Origin of the sequence: Marivirga tractuosa, from assembly GCF_042140215.1 — a bacterium.
Classification (GTDB): domain Bacteria; phylum Bacteroidota; class Bacteroidia; order Cytophagales; family Cyclobacteriaceae; genus Marivirga; species Marivirga tractuosa_A.
Genome location: NZ_CP159478.1, coordinates 91,753 through 114,864, shown reverse-complemented (window position 1 = coordinate 114,864; position 23,112 = coordinate 91,753). Strand labels below are relative to the sequence as shown.

Below are 23,112 nucleotides of genomic sequence, written 5' to 3'. Positions count from 1 at the left end.
CCTCCATTGAAGGTGTTCTCACCTTCAAGATTCTGAGAGACTCAAGAGGCGATCATTGCAAATTTTTGGGTGAAAACACCCAAAAGTGGAAGAGTTTTAGCTTAACAGGATTTTGAATACAAAAGGCTTCTGGGAGATTTTCAGAAGCCTTTATTTGTTAATATGCTGTTAAAATTAAAGCAAAAAAATTATTGTAATGGAGATTACTGTAATCCCCATTACAATAATTAAGTGTCGCAAAACATCCGCACTTCTCACAAGTTGATATAGTATGGAAATTCAAGAAAACACAGTTGTTACTTTATCATATCATGTCCGAAAGAAAGATGAAGAAGGAGAATTGGTGGATTTCTCTGGACAATCTTACCCTCTTCGTTTTTTATTCGGAACGGGAAAAATGCTCCCCTATTTTGAAGAGCAACTCAAGGGGAAAAGTCAAAATGAAACATTTGCATTCCGATTACCTGCCGATTTTGCATATGGCAAAAAAGATGAAAGCCTAATAAAATCAATCCCTATTGAGGAATTTACGGAAAAGGAGGGCTATACAAAAGATACCTTGGAAGTAGGTGCTTATATCCGATACGAAAACAGTGAAGAATCCCAAAGTGGACAAATTATAGACAAAAGCAGAAAAGAAGTCAAAGTAGATTTTAATCATCCATTAGCTGGACAAGATTTATTTTTTAAGGGGAATATAATTTCTGTTAGGAAAGCCTCTTTTGAAGAGATTGAAAGACAACACCATATTGAACCTGATGGAATTCGATTTCAGTAATTGCTATAATCAATAACTATTGTATTTCTTAACCGTATTCCTCTCAAGATTTATTATTTTTACATCATGGCAAAAGACGCATTTACCGAAGAGGAAAAGAAAACAATTGTAAACGCTATTAAAGAAGCGGAAAAAAATACATCAGGTGAAATCCAGGTTCATTTGGAAAACCACTGCAAGGAAGATGTGAAGGATCATGCAGCTTATATTTTCAAAACATTGAAAATGCACAAAACTGAATTGCGCAATGGTGTTTTATTCTATATGGCCATTAAAGACCATAAATTTGCTATTTTAGGAGATGCTGGAATCAACAATAAGGTCCCTGAAAACTTCTGGGACGACATCAAAGAACATATGCTTGCTCATTTTAAGAATGGAGATTTAACGGCTGGTCTCAGCGAAGGCATCAAAATGGCTGGTGAGCAATTAGCTGCGCACTTTCCATATAAGAATGATGATGAGAATGAGCTGCCTAATGAGATTTCATTTGGGAAGAATTGATCAAATCTCTCGCAAAGACGCGAAGACGCAACGTTTTCGTAAAGCTAAATGAAAGAGACCTTAGCTGGAAATACGAGTTTGAGTAACCATTTTGAATTTAATTCCCAATCTCTCCAAGATGCGTAAACTTAAAGCCTTTTTCATATTTTAAGCCATAACCGAATATTCTGTCCATGCTGGCATGACCAAATAATATAATACCAGAAAACAATAAGTAGTCGTTAGGCATCCACCAGCCAATTGCATATATCAAAATGGCAAATCCTTTATGGTGGAAGAGGTTATAGGCATAAGCACCCATTTTATCCCCGAAAGCATAGCCTATCATACCGAGATCGGGAGCTAGGATTAAGGCAGGAAACCACCACCAAGCAAAAGGAAGCTCGGCAAAAAGTAAAATGGATAAAGCAAACATTGCAGCCTCTTCCAATCGGATTAAGTTTTTCATGCGAATCTAAATAGTGTTTTAGCCAATTAAGCGCATTAACTCCTTTCGGCTTTTTTGATAGGCATCATTAAAGCGCGAAATGATTAAAGCATAACTTGCTAACAAGATAATAAGAGGAAAGATTATTGTCAATAAATCATCTCCTTGAGCCATAGAAATAATTGAAAATAAAAGCATCAATATTATCCAGAAAAACAAAAAGTATTTGATGCTAGGGAATAAACTGAATTCCAAATGAACCAGACTACCACTTTGCCCCCCTTCTATTTTTCCTTTAATAAGAGGAAGAAAATTATTGGGTCTACTGATGATTTGAGAAATTGCAAATCCGTTTTTACCGACCTTTCCATTAAATAAATATGCCTCTTCTTCTAAATCTCCCAAAGATTTATTCTTGAAAGATTGAAACTTAACAGGCTTTACGGCCAGCTCCATGCGTCTAAAAATCTCATCTTGCCCATGAGGGCTCAGAAACATTTCCGATTTAGCTGGCCATAATTGCATTATTTTATCGCTATGCAGCTAATTTCGACATTCACGTCTTTAGGCAAACGAGCTACTTCAACTGTTTCTCTTGCGGGTGGGTTTTCTTTAAAATACATGCCGTAAGCTTCGTTTATTGTGGCAAAATTACCCATATCCTTTACGAATATGCTGCATTTAACCACATCAGAAAAGCCTAAATCTGCTTCTGAAAGAATGGCTTCTAGGTTTTTCATTACCTGATGTGTTTCCTCAGTAATATTTTCATTTATTAATTCTCCTGATTGAGCATCCAAAGCTATTTGCCCTGAAACGTATAATGTATCACCCGCTAAAATCGCCTGATTGTAAGGCCCGATTGGTGCTGGTGCTTCTTTTGTTTGAATGATTTGTTTACTCATCTCGCTTTTTATGATTAGTTCCTTAACTTTGGTTCAAAACTAACAAATTATGAAGATACTTGTTGTTGGAGACCCCAAAAACCAAGAGGAAATCACAGCAAAATTTGGTGATAAACACCAAATCATTTCTTTTGACGATTTAACGGAGATTACAAAGGAAGCTTTTTTTGAAGCTGATGTAGTTTTTGATTTTTTCGTGGCAGAGGAACCCGAAGCACTTGATTTTTACGAGCAACGACCTGATTTAACTATATTTACCAATATGGCGAAGAGCTGTTTTGGGAATCTAGAAATTTATCAGAACCAAACTCAAAATACCGTTTACGGTTTTAATGGCTTACCTACTTTCATCAATAGAAGTGTTTTGGAATGCACCCTTCAATATGAGAAGGGGAAAGAGAAATTAAAGTTAATCTGTGGGAAACTAGGAACTGATTTTGAAATAGTGGAGGATAGAGTCGGTATGGTAACACCCAGAATAATTTGCATGATTATTAATGAAGCCTATTATACCGTTCAGGAAGGCACAGCAGAAAGAGAAGATATTGATTTAGGTATGAAGCTCGGTACCAATTATCCTTTCGGACCGTTTGAGTGGTGTGAGAAAATAGGAATTGAAAATGTTTATGAACTTTTAGATTTCGTTTACGATGATACTAAAGAAGAAAGATATAAAATCTGTCCAAGATTAAAGAAAGAATATTTAGCTGTAATTGAATAACAAAAAGTATAACAAAAAGTATAACAAAAAATTTAAACTTACTATGGCACATAATGAAGAATATAGCTTGTTTGAAGATGTTTGTAGTTTCGTAGATGATGCTGCACAGCATATGGAATTACACCCCGGTTTATTAGACCAGATCAAACAATGCAACAGTATTTATAAATTTCACTTCCCCATCCGCATGGAGGATGGTTCTTATCAAGTGGTGAAAGGCTACAGAGTACAACACTCTCATCATAAACTTCCTACCAAAGGTGGTATCCGTTATAGTGAAATGGTAAATGAGCAGGAAGTAATGGGTCTATCTGCTCTAATGACTTATAAGTGTGCTATGGTTAATATTCCATTTGGAGGAGCTAAGGGTGGAGTAAATATTGATCCATTAAAATTCAACACTCGACAGTTAGAAAAAGTAACCAGAAGATATACATCTGAATTAATTAAAAAGAAATTTATTGGGCCAGCCATTGATGTTCCGGCTCCTGATTATGGAACTGGCGCAAGGGAAATGGCTTGGATCGTGGATACTTATGAAGCTTTTAATCCAGAAGCTATTAATGCCAAAGCTTGTGTAACAGGTAAACCACTTTCCCAACACGGAATTGAGGGCAGAACCGAGGCAACTGGTATGGGAGTTTATATCGGGATTCGTGAAGCAGTTAGCGTAGAGGAAGACATGAAAGCCTTAGGCCTAACCACAGGTCTTAAAGACAAAAAAGTGATCATCCAAGGCTTAGGAAATGTAGGTTTCTATTCTGCAAAGTATTTAACTGAAGCAGGAGCCAAAGTAATTGGCGTGGCAGAATGGAATGGTGGAATCTGGGATGAAGAAGGCATAGATATTGAAGCCTTAAAAAGCTATCAAGTTGAGCATAAATCCTTCAAAGGCTATGGAAAAGGAAAGTTTGTTGAAAACTCTGTCGAAATCATGGAATATGATTGTGATATCCTAGTTCCTGCTGCTTTAGAAAATCAAATCACAGGAGAGAATGCTCCTAGAATTAAAGCAAAAATAATAGGAGAAGCTGCCAATGGCCCTATTACGAAGGAAGCTGAAAAAATCTTATTAGATAAGGATATCTTGGTAATTCCCGATATGTATTTGAATGCTGGTGGTGTGACGGTTTCCTATTTTGAGTGGTTGAAAAATCTTTCAAGAGTTTCATTCGGAAAGCTTGAGAAGCGTTATGACATGGAAAAATATAAATTCTTGATTGATAGTATTGAAACCGCTACCGGAGACGCATTCAATCAAGAACAAAGAGATGCCATTGTGAAAGGTGCTAGTGAAAGAGATTTGGTAATTTCTGGATTAGAAGAAACCATGGTGACGGCTTATCATGATATGAATGAAAAGCGAAAAGAAAAGAAACTTAAAAGTTTGAGAACTGCTGCCTTTATTCTGGCAATTGACAGAATAGCAGTTAGTTATACGGATATGGGGATTTTCCCTTGATCCATTATTCTTAAAAATCTGTCAGGTTGAAATGAACCTTATCTGGTCCAAGCGTCTCGCTTGGACCCATTATTAGCTAAGATAAACCATTATTTATAGCATAGGAAAAGTCTAAGCGAGACGCTTAGACTAGAGAGCCTAGAGAGTGAAAATAATAGTGTTCATTATTTCATCCCAGGCTGCTTAATTTCATAGCCTGTCTCCTCCTTCTTTTCTTTTACCATTTCCTTTACGTCTTCCAGCAATTTCTTGGCATCGTAAATAATGCCGTCTTTGATAGTATATTTCACACCTCCAGCTCTGATTACTTCATTGTCATCAGTTAGTTTAATGGCTCCAGTTCCATATAATACTTTTAAATTTTCTAATGGATTTTCTTCCACAATCACGAAATCTGCCAACTTACCGATTTCCACTGTGCCAATTTTGTCTTCCATACCCAAAGCTTCTGCTCCATTTAAAGTGGCCGACATCATAATTTCCAAAGGATGAAAGCCTGCTTCTCTTAATAATTCCATTTCACGGATATAAGCAAATCCATATAGCTGAAAAATAAAGCCTGAATCAGAACCCGTAGTTACTCTTCCTCCTCTGTTTTTATATTCATTCACAAAAGTCATCCATAAATCATAATTTTTTCGCCAGCTGGTTTCCTCTTCGGTTCCCCAGTAATGCCAATAAGAACCATGTGAGATTTTGCTTGGCTGATAGAATTCCCATAAAGAGGGAAGTGTATATTCATCATGCCATTCTGCTCGGCTTGTGCGCATCAAATCACGACTGGCTTCATAAATATTGAAGGTAGGATCTAAAGTGAAATCAAGCTCCAATAATTCATTCATCACCTCATTCCATTTATCGGAATAAGGAGGGGCAGCTTGTTCCCACAATTTACCAGCTTCAGAAAAACGATCTTGTTCATTATTGTAATTATAATCTAATTTGTAATGCTGAACTGTTCTGTCTGTGAATAAAGCTTCAGGTAAACCATACCAATGTTCCATGGTGGTCAAACCTGCTTTTGCTGAATTCACTACATTCCAACGTGCTACATCCATTTGCGCATGGTGCATGGCAGAACGTAAACCTAAACTTTTATTTTCTTCTAATGCTGCTTGCATAATTTCTGGTCTTGCGCCAAAAAACTTAATGCCATCAGCTCCTTTTTTAGCATTTTGCTGCACCCATTCTCTTGCCATTTCAGGAGAACTAATATCAGATTTGCTTCCCTGACCAAAAGCAGTATAAGCCAAAATTCTTGGTGCTGTTATTTCATTTTTGGCACTCTTTTCTTTGTGGTCTAATACCCAATCTAATCCATTTCCAGCAGATGGATCACGAATGGTCGTTATTCCATGTCCCATCCATAATTTAAAAACATATTCGGCTGGAACACCCTGAGCTTCTCCGCCAATATGGCCGTGCATATCTACAAAACCAGGCATTAAATACATGCCTGAGGCATCCAATTCCTTTCCTCCATCTTTTAACTGTGGTCTTTTATCTTCCTTTATTTCCACTCCAGGATAGCCTACTGTTTTGATTTCTACAATTTTATTTTGTTCAACCACTATATCTACCGGTCCAGTAGGTGGAGCTCCATTTCCATTAATTAGGGTAACGCCACGAATAATCAATTGAGGCCAAGTCTCCCTCTGATCTTTCTGGTGCATCTTTGATTTGTGCCCAAACAGGCAATTGAATCAATAAAGCAAATAGTATTAGTAGTATCTTTCTCATAGTAAATGTTTTTGCTAAGAAATTAAATATAAGAAAGTTTGTTTGAAGGGCAGTGAAGAATTTGAGGAGTGGATCTTTAGATATTACGCTAACTCTTCCCCAAACTGGTTCAAGCGTCTCGCTTGAACCAAGCGGAAAAGTTTAAGCGAGACCCTTAGGCTAGAAAAGACAGTTTAACCATTCTTAATAATCTCAATCCCCATTTTTCTCATCAATGGCACGGCATTAAATGTATGGCATGGTGCATTATGTAATTTATAGTCAAACAGAATTTCATCACCGCTTACATCACTATTGAAGCTGTAGTTCTGGAAATTTTCTAATTCATTTTCCAAAGTAGCTAAAGATAAATCATGAGTAGAAACTAATCCCATGCTGTTGGTTTTCATCAATTGTCGAATCAAACTTTCGGCTCCAATATTTCTGTCTTCTGAATTGGTTCCTTTTAAAATTTCATCAAGTAAATAAAATATTGGTCTTTCCTGTGGCACTTTGGTCATGTCCACTAATTGCTTTAATCTCTTTAATTCCGCATAGAAAGAAGAAGTATTTTCTTCCAGGTTATCTTGGGTTCGCATGCTGGTGAATAATTGCAAAGGACTTAGTTCAAAACTTTCCACACAACAAACTGCGCCCATTTGCGCCAATACCATATTTACTCCTAAAGAGCGCTCAAAAGTACTTTTACCGCTCATATTCGCACCCGTAATTAAAGTCACAGCACCTGGTCCAATCATTTCAAAGTCATTGCAAACTCTTTCATCATGCGCCAAAAGCGGGTGTCCTAAATCCTTTGCTTTCAAATCACATTTTGTATCCAGAATTTCAGCATTTTTATAATTGTCATGTGCAAAAGCAAAATCAGCCATGCTCATAATGGCTTCCCAGTCACCGATAGCTTTAAACCAGTTTTCAATTGATTTTCCATAATGATTTTTCCAGTTGATCACATTATTTAAAACCCAATAATCAATTAATAAGAATGGATTAATTACCCAATACATCATGCCTGCACGAGAATGCATCCAATTCAGAATTTTAGAAAGGCGATTAATTTTTTGGGAGGCTTTAGGGTTTTGAAAGTGACTTTGAAGATTCTTAAACAATGAGGCTTCCACTTGTTTTTCCTCTGCCATCTTAAATAAATTTTTGTGTTGTTCTAAATGAACTGCTATGTGCTCAGTTTCAGACTGAAGTCGCATAATCGTTTTCTGAATGGGAGCTAATAAGAGAATGTTAATTAAAAAACCTAAACCCACAAACGACCAAGGTAAAACCCCAGTCAATGCCAAAATGAAAAAGATAGCTAATTGAACTATTGCAATGAAAGGAACGAATTTAAATATCGGCTTAATTTTCTCCTCCTTTGATTTGGAAAAGAAGTCAAAGAAGCCTTTCAAATTATCGTCTTGCTTTTTGTTTTCTTTTACACGACTTTCTGCCCACCATTCTAATCGCCATTCAAATTCATTTTTGATTTCTTCAACCGCTTGCTGTCTGTCCAAAATTTCTTCTTTGGTAGCGGGACTTTTAAACCAATTCGCTAAACTCTCCTGACCAAAAACCAAAGCACTTCTATTCACTAAAGAAAATACAGAATGCCTACCGAAAATATCCATATCGGGAGCGTATTCATGCAAGCCATCATTAAATCGTTCACCAGTTGGAAGTTTATCTAATTTTAGATTTAATCTGTCAATTTCTTCATTTAAAATTATGATTCTATTTCGTCCCAAATCCAGCAATCTTTTCTTTGATTTATGACGATTTACTAACCAGCCAAAAATTATTGGAAAAGGTAAAAGTGTTAATGCGGTAGCCAACCCATTTCTTTCATTAATGAAATAAACAGATATGATTATTGTAGCTAAAAAGTATAAAACGCGGATAGTTCCGTATCGATTTGTGAGCTTTCTATTTTTCTCTACCTCGCTTTGAAATTGACTTATATTTTGGCTGTAAAATTCAGACTTATCCGCTATGGTCATTTTTTTGGAATTTACTTTAGCAGGTAAAGGTAAGTTAAGATGATTGTTATTGATAAAGAATTAGAAAAGATTATTACAATAGAAACCGAAATAAATGTTATTTCTTTTGCATTTTTTGATACCAGCTATCCATCACAACGCTATGAGGGAGTGTTAAAACAGATAAAAATATTATGGTTAAGAAAAATGGCGAAATTGAAAATTCGAAATAAGAAAACGCAAATAATAATAAAACTACGCCTATAACACTTATTAATGTGAAGGGTAATAACTCTTTAATAAAGTTATTAAGGTTAAACTTTTTTCTTTTCCTTCCTAAAAATTGATATTCTTCATAGAGCACTTTCAAAGAATGCCATACCGCAAAGTATAAGGCAAAAGCCAAGAGAGGAGGTATGGTAAAAAAGGCTAAATGTAATAATAGAAATACCCCAATCTCACTTAAAAATCTTTTCTTTGCATGGGCTCTTTTTAAAAGGATATATGCCATTAAGAGAATTGTCCCAATTGAACTCATTAAGAAGAAGTAGTACAAACTAACTGGAGTTATGACTGTAGCTGTTTGATCGAAGTGAGAAGTTTCTAAAAAGAATTCTATCAACTTATCATAATGATGGTAGAATAATCCGCTAATAATTGATCCTCCCCAAAACAGATATAGTAGTTTCTTGCTCTTACTTTTTTCATCAATTTTTACATCGCTAAATTGAGATTGTCCGAAATGGTAAAATGAAATTAAAAAGAATACAACCAGACTGAAATAAGGAAAAAGTACCCAAGCAATTACATAAAGTCCAATTAAGCCCAAATAGAACACATAAAAGCGAATTTGAGCCTTTTTACTTTGTTGCTTTTTCTTCAATAAAATATGATCAATAGCACCGTGCGGTATTCCTAAAAGGAAAATAAGTGCTAAAGTGATTTTTAGTTGGGTGTCAAATGCTAAAGTTTCCAACCATGGGTAGATGGAAATAACCAAAATAGTGATGAAAATATGTAGAAAATTGGTTTTAAGCATATTAACCTATAAAACCTGAATTTGAGGGTTTTGTTTATAATTCAACTTACCTCTTCAATTAAAATCTCCTTTCCATTCCAATTTACTTTATCTCCCGCTCTTTTACCCATCATTAATTGAGCAAGAGGGGTAACAGCCGAAATCATAAATACATCTTTAGTATGCATGGAAAACTTTCCGTACGAAATCGATATGAAGTAATCGGCTAGGGTGGTTTTCACCAAAGCTCCAAAATCTATTTCCTCAAATTTCTTATTGGTCTTTACTTGGTTTAAGCTTTCTAGTTGCCGATCTATTACGCCCAATTGAGATTGTAATTTGTCTCTTTCCTGGTTCATCATTTCCCTGCCTGTTTCATATTTATCTCCAGCAGAGCTTTTGGTATCTGAACCCATAGAATCTTTCACCGATTCAATTTCCTTAGAAATATTTAGCTTTTTAGCTTTCAAATCCTTCCTACATTTCTCAATAATTTCTTCCTTCATCTTAATGGTTTATCCTTTCGATCATGGCTTCTAACTTCATTCTATTTTTTCTTAAATCACCCATTGTACATTCATAACTTTTCAAGGATAAAATATTAGGGAAACTTAACTTCCCCATAGCAATAGAATAGCTAATAGTGATGGGGACGTAATTAAATAGCATGATGATTTTTTGAAAATTCTTTGTTTTAACCTTCTTGAAACCCAACTTCTCAGCAGTATGTGGATTTATAAAATATGCATTGGCTTCAATTTTAATATCGTCCTGCTTTTCATTGAAGCTATCCAACATATTAATTATGCCTTCCATATAGCTGTAGAGGATTGCTTTCTTATTCCTAGATTCACTTTTTTGCATACTCAGGGTGTAATAATAATCAAATAGAGTACCACCATGAAGTTGTATTTTATTTTTTTTGATTGCGTATGATAAAAGAAGTGGAGAATAATACACAATTTGACCTTTTTTCCTGCCGGTTGGCACATCAATAAATGGAGCATAAATAGAAATTACGAGAGGAACCAAAATCAATATTAACCAGACTTTAGTGCTCCAGGCCATAAAAACAATCACAGCAATAATGATGAGTAAATTAAAAAGAAAAGACCAATATTTTCTTTTTTGGTCTCTTTTTGGCAAGATATAATAGCGATGAACAACTTTCATGTAAACTAGAAATTAGAATGGGAGTTTTTTCAAATCAATATTACCCCCACATAAAATCACACCTACTTTTTTACCTTTAAACTGATCTTTAATCTTTATCATGGATGCAAAAGGAACTGCTCCTGAAGGTTCTACTACTAATTTTAAATAATTAAATATTAAGCGCATAGCTTCAATTATCTCCTCATCGCTGACAGTAACAATATCTTTTATATATTTTTGAATAATTGGAAAGTTTCTTTCTCCTAATGATGTTCTTAAACCATCTGCAATTGTATCTGGGCTTTCCATTGGAATTAACTCACCTGCTTTCCAAGATCTGTAAGCATCATCAGCCCCTTTTGGCTCAGCTCCAATAACAGGAGTTTTATTTCCGAAATATTGAGATGACAATAAGGTTCCTGCCATTAATCCTCCACCGCCAATTGGAGCAAAAAGTGCTTTTAAATGGTCTGTATCTTCTAGCATTTCTTTAGCGCATGTTGCCTGTCCAGCAATCACATCATAATTGTCATAAGGATGTATAAAACTTGCACCCGTTTTCGCCACTACTTCATTTAAAGTCTCTTCTCTAGCTTTTAGGTTAGATTCGCAATAAATCACTTCCGCTCCATATCTTCTCACGGCCTCCACTTTTACTTCAGGGGCATTTTGAGGCATCACAATGTAGGCTGGGATTTTTGCTAATTTAGCTGTTAAGGCTACAGCCTGAGCATGATTTCCAGATGAATGTGTAGCTACTCCCTTTTTCAACTGAGATTTACTTAATGAAAGAATTGCATTCGAAGCTCCTCGCATCTTAAAAGCGCCTACTTTTTGTAAATTTTCACATTTGAAATACACATTTACCCCCAACATTTCATTTAATTGATTAGAAGTGAATACAGGTGTTCTATGTACATAATCATGTATCCTTTTTTCCGCAGAAAGTATATCTTCTTTTTTGGGGATTTCTTGAAGGAGCATAAGGTTTAGTTAGTTTTAATTTAATATATTGCTTTACAATTTTACTTGATATAGATCATACTTTAATAATAATTAACAAAATCTGAATATGCAATCTAATAAGTTTCTTCGATTATTTACATTCCTTTTGCTTCCAGTTTTCTTTTTTGCCTGTAATAATGACATGGAAGATGATCTCGAAAATGATTTTGAATTTCAACATGTAGTCAATTATGAGTTTTTAGATTCTATTTCTACTGATGAAATATCTGCACGTTTTGGAGGCAATAATTTAGTTTCTGGTTTTGTCAATTTCGATATTACAGCGCATAGAATCACCTATATGACTCAAAATTTTGATGGGTCAGAAGTGGAGGCATCAGGATTAGTATTAATCCCAATTGTTAAAGGATCTGCGAAATTAACCAGCTTTCAACATAGTACTCTTGCAAAAGACCCTAACCCTTCAATAGATCAAGAAGATAGAGCTCCTTCATATTTACCTGAAAATAATGTAGAAATACATCTATCAGCAGCTCTTTTTGCATCAAATGGTTATATGATATCAGCACCTGATTATATCGGATATGGCAGCACAGGAGATTTGTTTCACCCCTATGAACATGCGCAAACGACAGCCACCACAAGTTACGATATGTTAGTAGCAGCAAGAGAGTATGCAGAATTCCTGGAAGTCAATATGAGAACAGAAGGGGAAACAGAAGTAGAAGAATTGCACTTATTAGGCTATTCTCAAGGAGGAAATTCCACTATGGCCTTACACAAATACATAGAAGAAAATCATAGCAATGAATTTAAAATAATTCGTAGTGCAATGGGCGCAGGAGCTTATCACAAAACTGCAGTTGGAGATTACATATTCAATTTTGAAGGAGAATTAGACTTTTCAATAAGTCTTTATTTGTGGGTGATGGATACTTATGACAAAGTATATCTTCAAAGAGGTATGGGTTACTATTTAAAAGAACCATTTGCAACTGAAGTAAGTGATAATGGCTATTTTGCCATTTCAAATACCAACCCACAAGAGATTTTCACAGATGAGTTTATTGCTGAAGTAAATAATCCTGATAGTGAATTTAGAGCTGCCTTAGCAGATAATGACGTACATGATTGGAGAGCTGAAGCGCCAATTAAATTGTATCATAGCAGAGAAGATGCCTTAGTACCTTATTTCAATTCTGTAGATGCTTTTGAAAACCTAACTGCAAATGGGAGTGAGGAAGTACTATTTGAAACCTATGAATTTGGTAGTGATGTTCCACGGGAAGATATTCATGGAGCTGCAGGTGGAAGATTCTTCTCAGATGTTATTTCAAGATATTTTGCTTCTGGTCTATAAATTATTTAAAATAAAATATTATTAACTTTAGGGTATGTCATCAACAGACGGAAATTTTGAAGTATTAATTGTGGATGATGATGAAATGACTGTTTTTTTGCATGAAATACATGTAAAAGAAAATGACTTTCATCCTGCCCCTAAAAGCTTTTACAATGGTAAAGATGCTGTAGATTATTTTAATACTTATTTCAGTTATGCCAAAACATACTGTATTCTATTAGATATAAACATGCCCATTTTGGATGGTTGGGAGGTTATGGATGAAATTATCAAAAAGGGAATGGACAAAAATGTGTCTGTGATTATTTTAACTTCTTCAATTAATAAAGCTGACAGAGTTAAGGCTGAAAAGTATGATATGGTAATAGATTATGTAGAAAAACCACTAAGCCTAGATCATCTCAATAAAATAAAAATGCCCAGAAAAGGTTGATACAATCTATTTTAGTTTATGAAATTATAATCCTTGAACTATTTCTTTTTTCAAAAACTTAAGACTCCACATTCCTCTTAAATCACCTACCTTATAGCCCGTAGCCTTATCATTAGGATATTCTTCTTTTAATATAGATTGAACCTCCTCTGAAATTTGACTTGGGCTTCCATGGCAATTAAGGCATAGCTCAGATGGAATACGGATGGGCTTATTATATAATATTGTATCTCCTGGCCGAATAAATTGAACATTGGCCCCTAATTTGTCACCTTGCTCTACAGAATATTCATAGGCTTCCAAAACTTGATTTTCTAGTTCAGTTGGTGCATTTGCAGGATTCCTGTTTTTGTTGCTAACTCTTTTTAAAAAAACTTTATATTCATTTGCCAGACTATCAGTCAGCGGATAAGCATTTATACTACAAAATTCAGCTGCGGCTTTATATCCTCCCTCAGCATATTTCTCTGATATTTTACCCATAAAAACGGAACCTGCTAACTGAGAAATAGAATCACCAAGCTTAGTGGTTTTATTGATAATATCAGCTTCAGAAACTTTTTTTACTTCACGTAGCTCTTGTGTATCCTCTATTTGTTTAGGCCTTCTTTTTTCTGTGGAGAAACCACATGACCAAACTACCATAATAATAAGTGCAAATGATAATTTAGAGAATGCTGACATAATTTTATGTTAATTCTTCATTAGAAACTATAGCTCCTATCAATAAGTAACTGCTTCCACCAGAGTCTTGGCCGCTTAATGGTCCGCAAGAGAATTGGGCATTTACGAGTTCACCTGTTTTATTCTTTAATTTTATTACTCCAGACCAAGTTTTTCCTGATTCTAAAGAGCTTTTCATGGATTTTAAAACATCTTTGGATTCAACGATTTTTGATAGCTCAGAACCGTTTAAATCAGATGAGGAGTACCCTAATTTATCAGAAGTAATATTATTAATGCTATTAATATAAAATGAGCCATCCAATTCAATCATCATATTGGTATAATTGATGATTTTCTCTTTGTCTTCTCTCTCACGTTGCGAACGTTCCATCTCCTCTTGAGTCGCTTGAAGTTCTTCCATATTCTGACGCATCTCTTCTTCTTGAGAACGCATTTGCTCAGTCATCTCTCTTGACTCCTCTAACAATTTGGAAGTTCTCTCATTAATTTTTACAGATGAAATAGTAGAGGCAATATTTTCTGCAATTTTCTCCACAAATTCTCTTTCATGTTCTGCAAATTCGTTGAAAGAAGCCAGCTCTATAATACCGTATATTTCCTCATTTACTTTCAATGGAACTATCAAAATACTATTAGGATTTGCCTCTCCAAGACCTGAAGTAATCATGACATAATCTTGTGGTACTTCAGTCATGTAAATAGTCTCACTTTCTAACCAGGCTTGACCTGTCAATCCTTCTCCTTCGTATATTTTCTGTTCTAAATATTTCTTTTTATCCCAAGCATAGCAAGCCGTTAATTCTAAAAACGGGTCATCATCGTCCTCTCTATTGATAACAAAAATACCTCCTTGATTAGATTTAGTATATTTCACTAAGTTCGAAATTATATCATCCGAAAGAAGAGCAATATTATCGTTATTCTTTCTTAAAATATCTCCAAACATGGCTAACCCTTCTGTAGACCAGTTTCTTTTCTTATCTTCTTCAGCTACCTTTCTTAAATTGCCTCTCATGTTTATAAGGGCATTTCCTAATACATCTTCCTCACTCAATGGTTCATAATCAGAATCATATTTACCATTTCCTATATTCTCCGCAAAATAAGAAGTGTCTTTCAATCCATCCACTAATTGACCAACGGCTACCGCCATTTCACCAATCTCATCATTTCCGAATTTCCTTTCATTGTTTTCAGGTAATATTCCTTTACCTAATTTCACGATGATATCTTTAATATAATTTACAGGTTTCGTGATGGAAGAAGCTAACCAGAAGGCACCGATCAATCCTAAAATCACAAAAATAACACCCAAAATAATAGAAGTATTTCTCAAACTATTAGAAGAATCTAAAACCTCAGCCTCGTATTGCTCAGATTCCTGTTGTTTTTCAACTAAAATATTATTTAAGTGAGCAATTACGGTATCAGTTCTTGGAATTACCTCTCTTTCAATAGACTCGGATGCCATAAACTTGACAATAGGATCCTCATAATCTTCAAAAGTAACCAGACTGCCCATTATTTCCTTCTGAACTTCCATTAGGTTTTCGAACTCAGTGAAAACCGTGTCCATTTCTAGTCTTTGTTCTTCATCATCCCAATTTTCCTTTAAAGCAGTGATCTCTTCCTTCATGGCAGGATATTCTTCCTCGTGAATAGCTTTTAAACTTTCTTTATCTGTTTCATTACTTTGAAGATATACCCAGTTAGTTACTAGCATTTTAGATCGAATAATCAAAAGATTAAAATCCTTAATGCCAGTTAAAGAAGGCTTTATTACATTGGAATTTGTTTCAGTTAAATTACTGTTTTGTGAAACAGTAAAAATAGTGATGCCAGCATACACTATAAAAATTAAAATAAGGGTGATAAACCCGCCTAGTATTTTATTACCAATCGTAAATCGAAAGTTTTTCATCTTTTGGCCTTTAAAAAATTATTCTTTTTTAAACTTAATGAAAATTATTGAATTATAAATTTAATCCAATAAATCTACATCTGCTATTATGTAATATTTAATTTATTTCTTCTCCAAAACGAGTAAGCTCTTGAGACATTTTTAAACCCGAGCTTTCCAATGTTTTAGTATTCACTTCAAATCGAAGCTTACCGTCAACATCTTTAAAATTTATCATAGACCCATTTTTTGCCATTCCGGAAGATTCAGTGACTAATAAACAAGGTTGATTACTTAAGGATTTTTTATATCCAGCAAAATTTTGATTCTGTTCAGAAGGAACAAATAAAATATGATAAAAGTCTCCTTTATTTATACTGTTTACCTGAACAACTTTAATCGTGCCTATCACCCACTTTTTTGATTTCAGCCATTTCTTCTAACAAAGGGATGATTTCCGAATTGCCCATTACTGCAATTACAAAATCACCTTTTTTCTTTTCCTCAGGCCATTCTATATATTTTGTGAAACTATAGAAAAACACTTTGTGAAACCTATAGTTTTTTTCCTGTGCTATGCTGTCTTTAGCGACAAATAGAAACACAAAAAATAAGGCAATGATTTTAAATTGACGCATCTGCAAATAAACTTCTTTATTTATAATTTATAGGTAAATTTTATTTTCAACTGTTAATTGACCTACTGTTATTTTATTTTGAAGTGAAAAAGTAGTCATTTTTCGCTGAAAAAAGAAGAAATAATCGCTGAACCACACTGAAAAATCTTCGAATTAAGTCCTTGTCTTTTGACAATCATTAAATATGATCAATTTTGTGCTTTAATGTATTGATTAATATTTAGTAGTTTTGCATCTATAAATTGATTGCTAGATGTTAGACAGATTAGAACGTATGAAAGAACGCTTTCAGGAAGTGGGCCAATTAATGGTTCAACCTGATGCTATGGCGGACATGAAAAAATTTACTGAACTCAGTAAAGAATATGCTGATTTGGAAAAAGTTGTGGAGGTATATGATGCTTACACAAAAGTTTTGGATGACATCAAGCAAGCAAAAAATATTCTGGAGAATGAAAAAGAGCCAGAGTTTAGGGAAATGGCCAAGATGGAATGGGAAGAATTAAAGCCAGAAAAAGAAAAGCTTGAGGATGTATTGAAAAAGATGCTGATCCCTAAAGATCCTAACGACTCTAAAAATGCAGTATTGGAAATACGAGCTGGAACAGGTGGAGATGAAGCTGCTATTTTTGCTGGTGATCTCTTCAAAATGTATCAGCGCTTTTGTGATAAAAACAGCTTAAACTTGACGGTATTGGATTTGACCTTTGGTACAGCTGGAGGTTACAAAGAAATTATCAGCACTGTTACTGGAAAAAATGCTTATGGTACACTAAAATATGAGTCTGGCGTACACCGGGTCCAAAGAGTGCCTGCAACTGAAACTCAAGGTAGGGTGCACACTTCAGCAGCAACTGTTGCGGTGTTGCCAGAAATTGATGATGTAGAAGTTGAAATTGATATGAATGACGTCAGAAAAGATACTTACTGTTCATCTGGGCCTGGTGGTCAGTCAGTGAACACTACATATTCAGCAGTTCGGTTAACTCACGAACCTACAGGTTTGGTGGTGACTTGTCAGGATCAAAAATCTCAGCTTAAAAACTTTGATAAGGCACTAAGAGTATTGCGTTCTCGTTTGTATGAGATAGAATTAGCAAAACAAAATGAAGAAGTAGGTGCACAAAGAAGAAGTATAGTTAGAAGCGGAGATAGGTCAGATAAAATTAGAACTTACAACTATCCGCAAGGAAGGGTTACCGACCACAGAATAAATTATACGGTGCATAATTTACCAAATATCATGAATGGTGAAATCGAAGACCTTATCGAAAATTTACAGATTGCCGAAAACGCTAGCAAATTGGATGAAACGGCTGAGTAAGGACTTTTTAATTGTAATTTGTGGTTTACTTTTCTCAGTATTTGCTTCTTGTTCTTATGAGCCAGAACCAACTTCTGAACCAGTAAATCTATCTTTTTCTACAGACACACTACAATTTGACACTTTATTTTCAGAAAGGTTAAGCATTACCAAAAGACTTAAAATCAAGAACCCAACTAGTCAGGCGATCACTATTTCATCTATTAGGTTAAGAAATCAAAGCCAATCCTTTCAACTAACCTTAAATGGTAGAACACAATCATCTTTTTCGGACCAGCTACTATTAGCCGAGGACAGCCTGCTTTTGTTAGTTTCTGCCAATATTGATCAAGGAAATGAAAATAATCCTTTCGTTATTAGAGATTATTTAGAAGTAGAAAATCAAGAAAACATTCAATCTGTGGTTTTTGAAGCATGGGGACAAAATGCTAATTATCTCTCAGATTCTATTTTATCTTGTGATACAAGATGGAATTCTGAAAAACCTTATGTTCTATCAGGATCGATTCAGGTAGATTCTTCATGTGTTTTGAGCATTGAGCCAGGCACCAAAATTTACAGTGCAACCGAAACATTTCTTATTGTGGATGGAAGCTTACAGGCTGAAGGAAACCTTGAAAACCCTATAATTTTTACAAATGATCGACTAGATGAACCATTTGCAAGTTCTCCTGGACAATGGGGAGGAATTGTGTTTCTTGAAAACAGTAAAGACAATTACCTTAAACACACTACTATAAAAAATGCTCTTTTTGGGTTAAATCTCAATATTTTTAATCCAGACAATGACCCAGATGTGACTCTGGAAAATTGTTTTGTGGGCAATATGGCCATTTCTTCTGTCATATCTTTAAATAGTGATTTTGCTGCTGTGAATTCTGTTTTCTACAATACTGCTTCTGGTACTGTTTCACATACAGGCGGAGGAAGCGCCTATTATACTCATTGCACTATTGCTAATTATTTAAATACTAATAGAGAAAACCCAGCTGCTTTCTTTTCGGACTCGGCACTTGATAACAATGAAAATGAGATTATTGCCCCAATGGAGGTTCAACTCTTGAATACTATTATATATGGAAGAATTACGGATGAGATTCAGTTTTTTGAACAAGTAGGGGGTAATTTAAACTTTTCCTTTTCACATAATTTATTCAAAAGTACAATTGAAGTTCTTAGTGAGAATAATTCCATAAGAAATCAAGATCCTGCTTTTGTTGAAGTCAATGATGAAGATTTCAACCTATTAGAGAGCTCTCCTGTGATTGATGCAGGTTTATCCACACAGTTTAATTTTGATATAAAAGGAAATACACGGGATGATAAACCAGATATAGGTGCTTTTGAATTTAAAGTAGAATAAGGAAAAGGAATAATTTAATTAAAGCATTTATTTCCCTCAAAAAACCTCTCCATGCGTTTGCTGAATAAGCTTTTTTGCTAGTAGAGGGAAGTTTTTCACAAATTTAACTGAAATACCCGCACGCATTTGATTCCCAAATAGATTTTGAGTTTTACGCCCTACCCACAATCTTTTTGAAAAATTCTTCTGCCACATATTTTTATATTTTGTTTCCACTTCCTGCCTGGTCTTTAATTTATCTTCATAAAAATTGAGGATAGAGGTACTCGCCAAATATCCACTATGAATCGCCATTGCCATTCCATTTCCACAAAGTGGGGTAATGAGCCCTGCAGTATCCCCTGCCATCAGCATGTGATTTTCCACTGAGTCTTTACGCTCAAAAGAGATTTCATTAATGACTTCTGGTTTCTCAAATAGCATTTCAGCTCTTTCAAAAATATTTTTCAAGATTGGATTTTGATGTAAAATGGCTTCTTCCATTTCGGCTATGCCTCCATGTCCCTTCAAATTTTCCCTTCTGCTCAAATAGCAAATATTAACTTTATCACCTTCAACATGACTTACACCACAATAGCCTCCTTTGAAGTTATAAAGGCCAATAACATCTTTAGGAAAATCAACTTTTGCATGATATTTCACACCTAAAAAGGGAGATTTCTTATTGATGAAATTCCGGTCAAAGGTTTTATCCAATCTCGATCTTTTACCATAAGCGTTGATTACAAATTCTGAAGTCAAGGATTCTCCAGTTTTCAGATGGACGGAAAACTCATTTTTTTGAAAAGAAATATTCGTTACTTCGCTTCGAGTTTTCACATCCACTCCAGCATCTAATGCTTTCTGGAATAAAAATTCATCCAGCTTAAAGCGACTGATGCCAAATCCGCCTAAAGGCAATTCCACTTCAGTAGTATTTCCTTTAATATCAGATAATTGGAATTGAGTGAGTAATGAAGGTTTTAAGTGTTCTGGAAATAAATCCATGCGTTCTAAAAATGGTTTTACCTCCATAGAAATGTATTCACCACAAACTCTATGAAAAGGATAAGATTTCTTTTCAATCAATAGCGTATTCACTCCTGACCTTTGCAAACAGATGGAAGAAATTAATCCTGCCAATCCTCCACCGACAACTATTACCTGAAACTTATTTTTATCCAAAATCTCAATTTTATTTAACTCTTAAACACTCTCTTCGTCAAGTAGTTTTACAATCTAAATTTAAAATTTATAAAAATACTACATTTAAGCTGAAAAGCATGGTTTTCAGAGTGTCTCGACTGGAAAAATCATTACCTTTGTGGCTTGTTTAAAAATATGTGGACACAACTAGCGCATAACGTAATAAAATATCGACTGCCTCTCATCATCATTTTGGTTTTGGTGACCATTTTCATGGGTTATCGTGCCCGAAATGTAGAACTGGATTATGATTTGGCAAAACTAGTTCCTGAAACTGATGAAGATTATAAAGCTTTACAGGAGTTTGAAAGAAATTTTGGAGTAGATGATAACATACTTGCCCTTGGAATAAAAGATAGTGCACTGTATACTCCACAGAATTTTGCAAGACTTCAATATTTCTCTAATGCTTTAAAAGATGTTAAAGGAGTAAATAATATCCTTTCGATTGCCAATCTACAAAAACTGCAAAAAAACTCTGAAGAGCGTAAATTCGAAATGCAACCGCTAATAAATGAGTTGCCAGAAAACCAAGCTACGCTTGATACTTTATTGCAGGAAATTGAGAGTCAAAAATTCTTTTCTTCACAATTGCTGAATAAAGACAATGGTGCTACAGCAGTAATCATCACCTTAGACGAAAAAATCTTCAATTCTCCTGAAAGAGAGAGATTAATGTCTGATATCACCCAATTAGGAGATGCTTTTGAAGAATCTACCGGTATAGAATTACATTATGCAGGTTTGCCTTTCGTGCGTTCTACCATGATGAGTAAAGTCCGACAGGAAATAATTCAATTGTTAGTGCTTTCTGTAATTGTTACAGCACTTATCTTGCTAGCCTTTTTCCGCTCTTGGGATGCAGTACTTTTCCCTTTATTGGTGATATTTTCTGTGGTAATATGGTCTGTAGGAACCTTGGATTTACTGGGCTATAAAATCACCATTTTGACCAGTCTGATACCGACCATTATAGTCGTCATTGGGATACCCAATAGTATTTATTTATTGAATAAATACCATCAGGAATTTGAGGAGCACGGCAATAAAATAAAAGCCATAAGCACTATCACACGAAAAATCGGGATTGTGACATTGATTACCAATTTCACTACTGCTGTAGGATTTTTAGTTTTAGCATTTACGGAAATTAAACTGCTAACGGAATTTGGTATAGTAGCGGGGATCAACATTTTTGCCACTTTCATTGTCAGTATTATATTAATTCCTGCGGTATTCTCTTATTTGCCAGAGCCAGGAAGAAAGCAATTGAAGCATATGAACTTCAAAATGACAGATTATGCTTTAAGGTGGCTTAATAGATCGGTGCATTACCATAGAACCATTATTTATTTTATAACTGTCGTAATTGTAGTGTTTGCTTTTATTGGTGGATTCCAACTGAATTCAATCAGTCATATGGTGGATGATTTACCAAAGGATGGAAAAACCATTAAGGATTTACGTTTCTTTGAAGAAAATTTCAGTGGAATAATGCCTTTGGAGATCGTAATTGACACCAAGAATAAAAGAGGAATCGTTCAAAGAAAAACGTTAAGAAAAGTTGATCAATTTCAACAGTTTTTGGATAGTATTCCATCTATAAGCCAGCCTATTTCAGTTGTCAATATGGTGAAAGCTGCTCGCCAAGCATATTATAACGGGAATCCCGCTTTCTATGATTTACCTACTTCGCGTGACTATAATTTCATTATGCGTTATCTTCAACAAGATGAAGACAATATATCTGTAATGAATAATTTTACCAATGAGGAGCTCTCAACCATGAGGATTTCATTGAAGATTGCGGATATTGGTTCCGATAAGATGAACGCACTTTTAGAAGGTTCTATAAAACCTCGAATGAACGAAATATTTGAAGGAGATGATTTTGATATTCAAATCACCGGTACCACGCCTATCTTTATAAAGGGGAATGAATATTTGGTTGAGAATTTAAGGTTCAGCCTTTTAATTGCTTTTGGTATTATAGCAATAGTGATGGGGATTCTCTTCCAGAATATTAGGATGATTATCATTTCTTTAGTTCCTAATGTAATTCCTTTGTTAATTACGGGTGGATTAATGGGCTATTTGGGAGTACCACTAAAACCAAGTACAGTATTGGTATTTAGTATCGCATTCGGTATTTCTGTGGATGACACTATTCACTTTTTAGCAAAATACAGGCAAGAGCTTTTTGCCAATAATTTCTTTGTTCCATTAGCTGTTACTAAAACCTTAAAGGAAACCGGTAAAAGTATGATTTACACATCTGTTGTACTTTTTGCTGGCTTTATTATTTTTGTGACTTCAAGTTTTGGAGGTACAGTAGCTTTGGGAGCTTTAACTTCCACCACACTTCTGGTGGCAATGCTTACCAATTTGCTAGTTTTACCTTCTCTATTGCTAACGTTTGATGATGGAAAACGCAGAAAAGGAAGCCATCCGCTGATTGAGCAATATGATGATGACTTCTATATGGAAGCTGAAGACGAAGAGATCAATATAAAAAGAATTAAAAAAGCAGAACCTAAAGTTCCTTATAAGCCAGAGGATCAGAAAGAATCATAAAA

Annotated in this window: 22 protein-coding genes and 1 pseudogene; 9 read left to right on the top strand and 14 right to left on the bottom strand. The window is 34.8% G+C overall.

Features of this window, described 5'->3' with window-relative positions; genetic code table 11:
• Positions 1–271 precede the first annotated feature (271 nt).
• Positions 272–778, top strand: coding sequence for a peptidylprolyl isomerase (locus ABWH96_RS00525; RefSeq protein WP_375579594.1), 507 nt, complete (start codon positions 272–274; stop codon positions 776–778).
• A gap of 66 nt (positions 779–844) precedes the next feature.
• Positions 845–1,282, top strand: coding sequence for a TPM domain-containing protein (locus tag ABWH96_RS00520; RefSeq protein WP_375579593.1), 438 nt, complete (start codon positions 845–847; stop codon positions 1,280–1,282).
• A 97-nt stretch (positions 1,283–1,379) separates the two neighbouring features.
• Here ABWH96_RS00520 and ABWH96_RS00515 read toward each other — a convergent pair whose 3' ends face one another.
• The 3 genes from ABWH96_RS00515 to ABWH96_RS00505 are packed head-to-tail and all read right to left on the bottom strand — an operon-like array spanning position 1,380 to position 2,614.
• Positions 1,380–1,730, bottom strand: coding sequence for a DUF4260 domain-containing protein (locus tag ABWH96_RS00515; RefSeq protein ID WP_375579592.1), 351 nt, complete (start codon positions 1,728–1,730; stop codon positions 1,380–1,382).
• Between the two features lie 18 nt (positions 1,731–1,748).
• Complete coding sequence (locus ABWH96_RS00510) at positions 1,749–2,234, bottom strand: hypothetical protein (protein WP_375579591.1); 486 nt, start codon at positions 2,232–2,234, stop codon at positions 1,749–1,751.
• Positions 2,234–2,614 (bottom strand): RidA family protein, encoded by a 381-nt coding sequence (locus tag ABWH96_RS00505; RefSeq protein ID WP_375579590.1) that lies wholly within the window; start codon positions 2,612–2,614, stop codon positions 2,234–2,236. The genes ABWH96_RS00510 and ABWH96_RS00505 overlap by 1 nt, the downstream gene beginning before the upstream one ends.
• Before the next feature lie 49 nt (positions 2,615–2,663).
• On the opposite strand from ABWH96_RS00505, the gene ABWH96_RS00500 reads away from it, so the two are divergent.
• The gene (locus tag ABWH96_RS00500; RefSeq protein ID WP_375579589.1) at positions 2,664–3,335 is read left to right on the top strand and encodes a 3-hydroxyacyl-CoA dehydrogenase family protein; all 672 of its coding nucleotides are present in this window, start codon (positions 2,664–2,666) and stop codon (positions 3,333–3,335) included.
• 43 nt (positions 3,336–3,378) lie between these two features.
• Positions 3,379–4,797: a Glu/Leu/Phe/Val dehydrogenase gene (locus ABWH96_RS00495; protein WP_375579588.1), complete on the top strand. Its 1,419-nt coding sequence runs from the start codon at positions 3,379–3,381 to the stop codon at positions 4,795–4,797.
• Between the two features lie 164 nt (positions 4,798–4,961).
• On the opposite strand, the pseudogene ABWH96_RS00490 reads toward ABWH96_RS00495, so the two are convergent.
• From ABWH96_RS00490 to ABWH96_RS00465, 6 genes and pseudogenes are all read right to left on the bottom strand, one after another.
• Positions 4,962–6,537, bottom strand: a pseudogene (locus ABWH96_RS00490) (amidohydrolase family protein).
• Positions 6,538–6,710: 173 nt separating this feature from the next.
• Positions 6,711–8,525 carry a hypothetical protein gene (locus ABWH96_RS00485; protein WP_375579587.1) on the bottom strand — a complete coding sequence of 605 codons (1,815 nt, stop codon included), beginning with the start codon at positions 8,523–8,525 and terminating at the stop codon, positions 6,711–6,713.
• Positions 8,526–8,622: 97 nt separating this feature from the next.
• Positions 8,623–9,543, bottom strand: coding sequence for a Brp/Blh family beta-carotene 15,15'-dioxygenase (locus tag ABWH96_RS00480; protein WP_375579586.1), 921 nt, complete (start codon positions 9,541–9,543; stop codon positions 8,623–8,625).
• Between the two features lie 41 nt (positions 9,544–9,584).
• On the bottom strand, positions 9,585–10,028 hold the full coding sequence (locus ABWH96_RS00475; protein ID WP_375579585.1) for a hypothetical protein: 444 nt from the start codon (positions 10,026–10,028) through the stop codon (positions 9,585–9,587).
• A gap of 1 nt (position 10,029) precedes the next feature.
• A complete protein-coding gene (locus tag ABWH96_RS00470) occupies positions 10,030–10,695 on the bottom strand; it encodes a hypothetical protein (protein WP_375579584.1) in 666 nt (221 codons plus the stop codon).
• Positions 10,696–10,707: 12 nt separating this feature from the next.
• Positions 10,708–11,661, bottom strand: a complete 954-nt coding sequence (locus ABWH96_RS00465; RefSeq protein ID WP_375579583.1) for a threonine/serine dehydratase — start codon at positions 11,659–11,661, stop codon at positions 10,708–10,710.
• An 88-nt stretch (positions 11,662–11,749) separates the two neighbouring features.
• On the opposite strand from ABWH96_RS00465, the gene ABWH96_RS00460 reads away from it, so the two are divergent.
• Both ABWH96_RS00460 and ABWH96_RS00455 read left to right on the top strand, forming a co-directional pair.
• Positions 11,750–13,003: a phospholipase gene (locus ABWH96_RS00460; RefSeq protein WP_375579582.1), complete on the top strand. Its 1,254-nt coding sequence runs from the start codon at positions 11,750–11,752 to the stop codon at positions 13,001–13,003.
• A 34-nt stretch (positions 13,004–13,037) separates the two neighbouring features.
• On the top strand, positions 13,038–13,439 hold the full coding sequence (locus ABWH96_RS00455) for a response regulator (protein WP_375579581.1): 402 nt from the start codon (positions 13,038–13,040) through the stop codon (positions 13,437–13,439).
• Positions 13,440–13,463: 24 nt separating this feature from the next.
• Here ABWH96_RS00455 and ABWH96_RS00450 read toward each other — a convergent pair whose 3' ends face one another.
• From ABWH96_RS00450 to ABWH96_RS00435, 4 genes are all read right to left on the bottom strand, one after another.
• Positions 13,464–14,123: a DUF3365 domain-containing protein gene (locus tag ABWH96_RS00450; RefSeq protein WP_375579580.1), complete on the bottom strand. Its 660-nt coding sequence runs from the start codon at positions 14,121–14,123 to the stop codon at positions 13,464–13,466.
• Positions 14,124–14,127: 4 nt separating this feature from the next.
• Positions 14,128–16,047 carry a GAF domain-containing protein gene (locus ABWH96_RS00445; RefSeq protein ID WP_375579579.1) on the bottom strand — a complete coding sequence of 640 codons (1,920 nt, stop codon included), beginning with the start codon at positions 16,045–16,047 and terminating at the stop codon, positions 14,128–14,130.
• 97 nt (positions 16,048–16,144) lie between these two features.
• The gene (locus tag ABWH96_RS00440; RefSeq protein WP_375579578.1) at positions 16,145–16,438 is read right to left on the bottom strand and encodes a YfiR family protein; all 294 of its coding nucleotides are present in this window, start codon (positions 16,436–16,438) and stop codon (positions 16,145–16,147) included.
• Positions 16,422–16,664: a YfiR family protein gene (locus ABWH96_RS00435; protein ID WP_375579577.1), complete on the bottom strand. Its 243-nt coding sequence runs from the start codon at positions 16,662–16,664 to the stop codon at positions 16,422–16,424. Before ABWH96_RS00435 ends, ABWH96_RS00440 begins: the two co-directional genes overlap by 17 nt.
• 253 nt (positions 16,665–16,917) lie before the next feature.
• Here ABWH96_RS00435 and prfA point away from each other — a divergent pair, with 253 nt between their 5' ends.
• Both prfA and ABWH96_RS00425 read left to right on the top strand, forming a co-directional pair.
• A complete protein-coding gene (gene prfA, locus ABWH96_RS00430) occupies positions 16,918–17,988 on the top strand; it encodes a peptide chain release factor 1 (RefSeq protein ID WP_375579576.1) in 1,071 nt (356 codons plus the stop codon).
• Complete coding sequence (locus ABWH96_RS00425; RefSeq protein ID WP_375579575.1) at positions 17,972–19,351, top strand: choice-of-anchor Q domain-containing protein; 1,380 nt, start codon at positions 17,972–17,974, stop codon at positions 19,349–19,351. Before prfA ends, ABWH96_RS00425 begins: the two co-directional genes overlap by 17 nt.
• A 36-nt stretch (positions 19,352–19,387) precedes the next feature.
• On the opposite strand, the gene ABWH96_RS00420 is transcribed toward ABWH96_RS00425, so the two are convergent.
• Positions 19,388–20,515, bottom strand: coding sequence for an NAD(P)/FAD-dependent oxidoreductase (locus ABWH96_RS00420; protein ID WP_375579574.1), 1,128 nt, complete (start codon positions 20,513–20,515; stop codon positions 19,388–19,390).
• A gap of 156 nt (positions 20,516–20,671) precedes the next feature.
• Here ABWH96_RS00420 and ABWH96_RS00415 point away from each other — a divergent pair, with 156 nt between their 5' ends.
• A complete protein-coding gene (locus ABWH96_RS00415) occupies positions 20,672–23,110 on the top strand; it encodes an RND family transporter (protein WP_375579573.1) in 2,439 nt (812 codons plus the stop codon).
• The last annotated feature ends 2 nt before the right edge of the window (positions 23,111–23,112 follow it).

Excerpts from the sequence above, each read along its gene's own strand:
- ABWH96_RS00425 (WP_375579575.1), top strand. The coding sequence starts at position 17,972 with ATGAAACGGCTGAGTAAGGACTTTTTAATTGTAATTTGTGGTTTACTT.
- ABWH96_RS00470 (WP_375579584.1), bottom strand. The coding sequence starts at position 10,695 with ATGAAAGTTGTTCATCGCTATTATATCTTGCCAAAAAGAGACCAAAAA.
- ABWH96_RS00480 (WP_375579586.1), bottom strand. The coding sequence starts at position 9,543 with ATGCTTAAAACCAATTTTCTACATATTTTCATCACTATTTTGGTTATT.
- ABWH96_RS00505 (WP_375579590.1), bottom strand. The coding sequence starts at position 2,614 with ATGAGTAAACAAATCATTCAAACAAAAGAAGCACCAGCACCAATCGGG.
- ABWH96_RS00520 (WP_375579593.1), top strand. The coding sequence starts at position 845 with ATGGCAAAAGACGCATTTACCGAAGAGGAAAAGAAAACAATTGTAAAC.
- ABWH96_RS00525 (WP_375579594.1), top strand. The coding sequence starts at position 272 with ATGGAAATTCAAGAAAACACAGTTGTTACTTTATCATATCATGTCCGA.
- ABWH96_RS00515 (WP_375579592.1), bottom strand. The coding sequence starts at position 1,730 with ATGAAAAACTTAATCCGATTGGAAGAGGCTGCAATGTTTGCTTTATCC.
- ABWH96_RS00445 (WP_375579579.1), bottom strand. The coding sequence starts at position 16,047 with ATGAAAAACTTTCGATTTACGATTGGTAATAAAATACTAGGCGGGTTT.
- ABWH96_RS00500 (WP_375579589.1), top strand. The coding sequence starts at position 2,664 with ATGAAGATACTTGTTGTTGGAGACCCCAAAAACCAAGAGGAAATCACA.
- prfA (WP_375579576.1), top strand. The coding sequence starts at position 16,918 with ATGTTAGACAGATTAGAACGTATGAAAGAACGCTTTCAGGAAGTGGGC.
- ABWH96_RS00495 (WP_375579588.1), top strand. The coding sequence starts at position 3,379 with ATGGCACATAATGAAGAATATAGCTTGTTTGAAGATGTTTGTAGTTTC.
- ABWH96_RS00465 (WP_375579583.1), bottom strand. The coding sequence starts at position 11,661 with ATGCTCCTTCAAGAAATCCCCAAAAAAGAAGATATACTTTCTGCGGAA.
- ABWH96_RS00415 (WP_375579573.1), top strand. The coding sequence starts at position 20,672 with ATGTGGACACAACTAGCGCATAACGTAATAAAATATCGACTGCCTCTC.
- ABWH96_RS00455 (WP_375579581.1), top strand. The coding sequence starts at position 13,038 with ATGTCATCAACAGACGGAAATTTTGAAGTATTAATTGTGGATGATGAT.
- ABWH96_RS00450 (WP_375579580.1), bottom strand. The coding sequence starts at position 14,123 with ATGTCAGCATTCTCTAAATTATCATTTGCACTTATTATTATGGTAGTT.
- ABWH96_RS00485 (WP_375579587.1), bottom strand. The coding sequence starts at position 8,525 with ATGACCATAGCGGATAAGTCTGAATTTTACAGCCAAAATATAAGTCAA.
- ABWH96_RS00475 (WP_375579585.1), bottom strand. The coding sequence starts at position 10,028 with ATGAAGGAAGAAATTATTGAGAAATGTAGGAAGGATTTGAAAGCTAAA.
- ABWH96_RS00435 (WP_375579577.1), bottom strand. The coding sequence starts at position 16,664 with ATGCGTCAATTTAAAATCATTGCCTTATTTTTTGTGTTTCTATTTGTC.
- ABWH96_RS00460 (WP_375579582.1), top strand. The coding sequence starts at position 11,750 with ATGCAATCTAATAAGTTTCTTCGATTATTTACATTCCTTTTGCTTCCA.
- ABWH96_RS00510 (WP_375579591.1), bottom strand. The coding sequence starts at position 2,234 with ATGCAATTATGGCCAGCTAAATCGGAAATGTTTCTGAGCCCTCATGGG.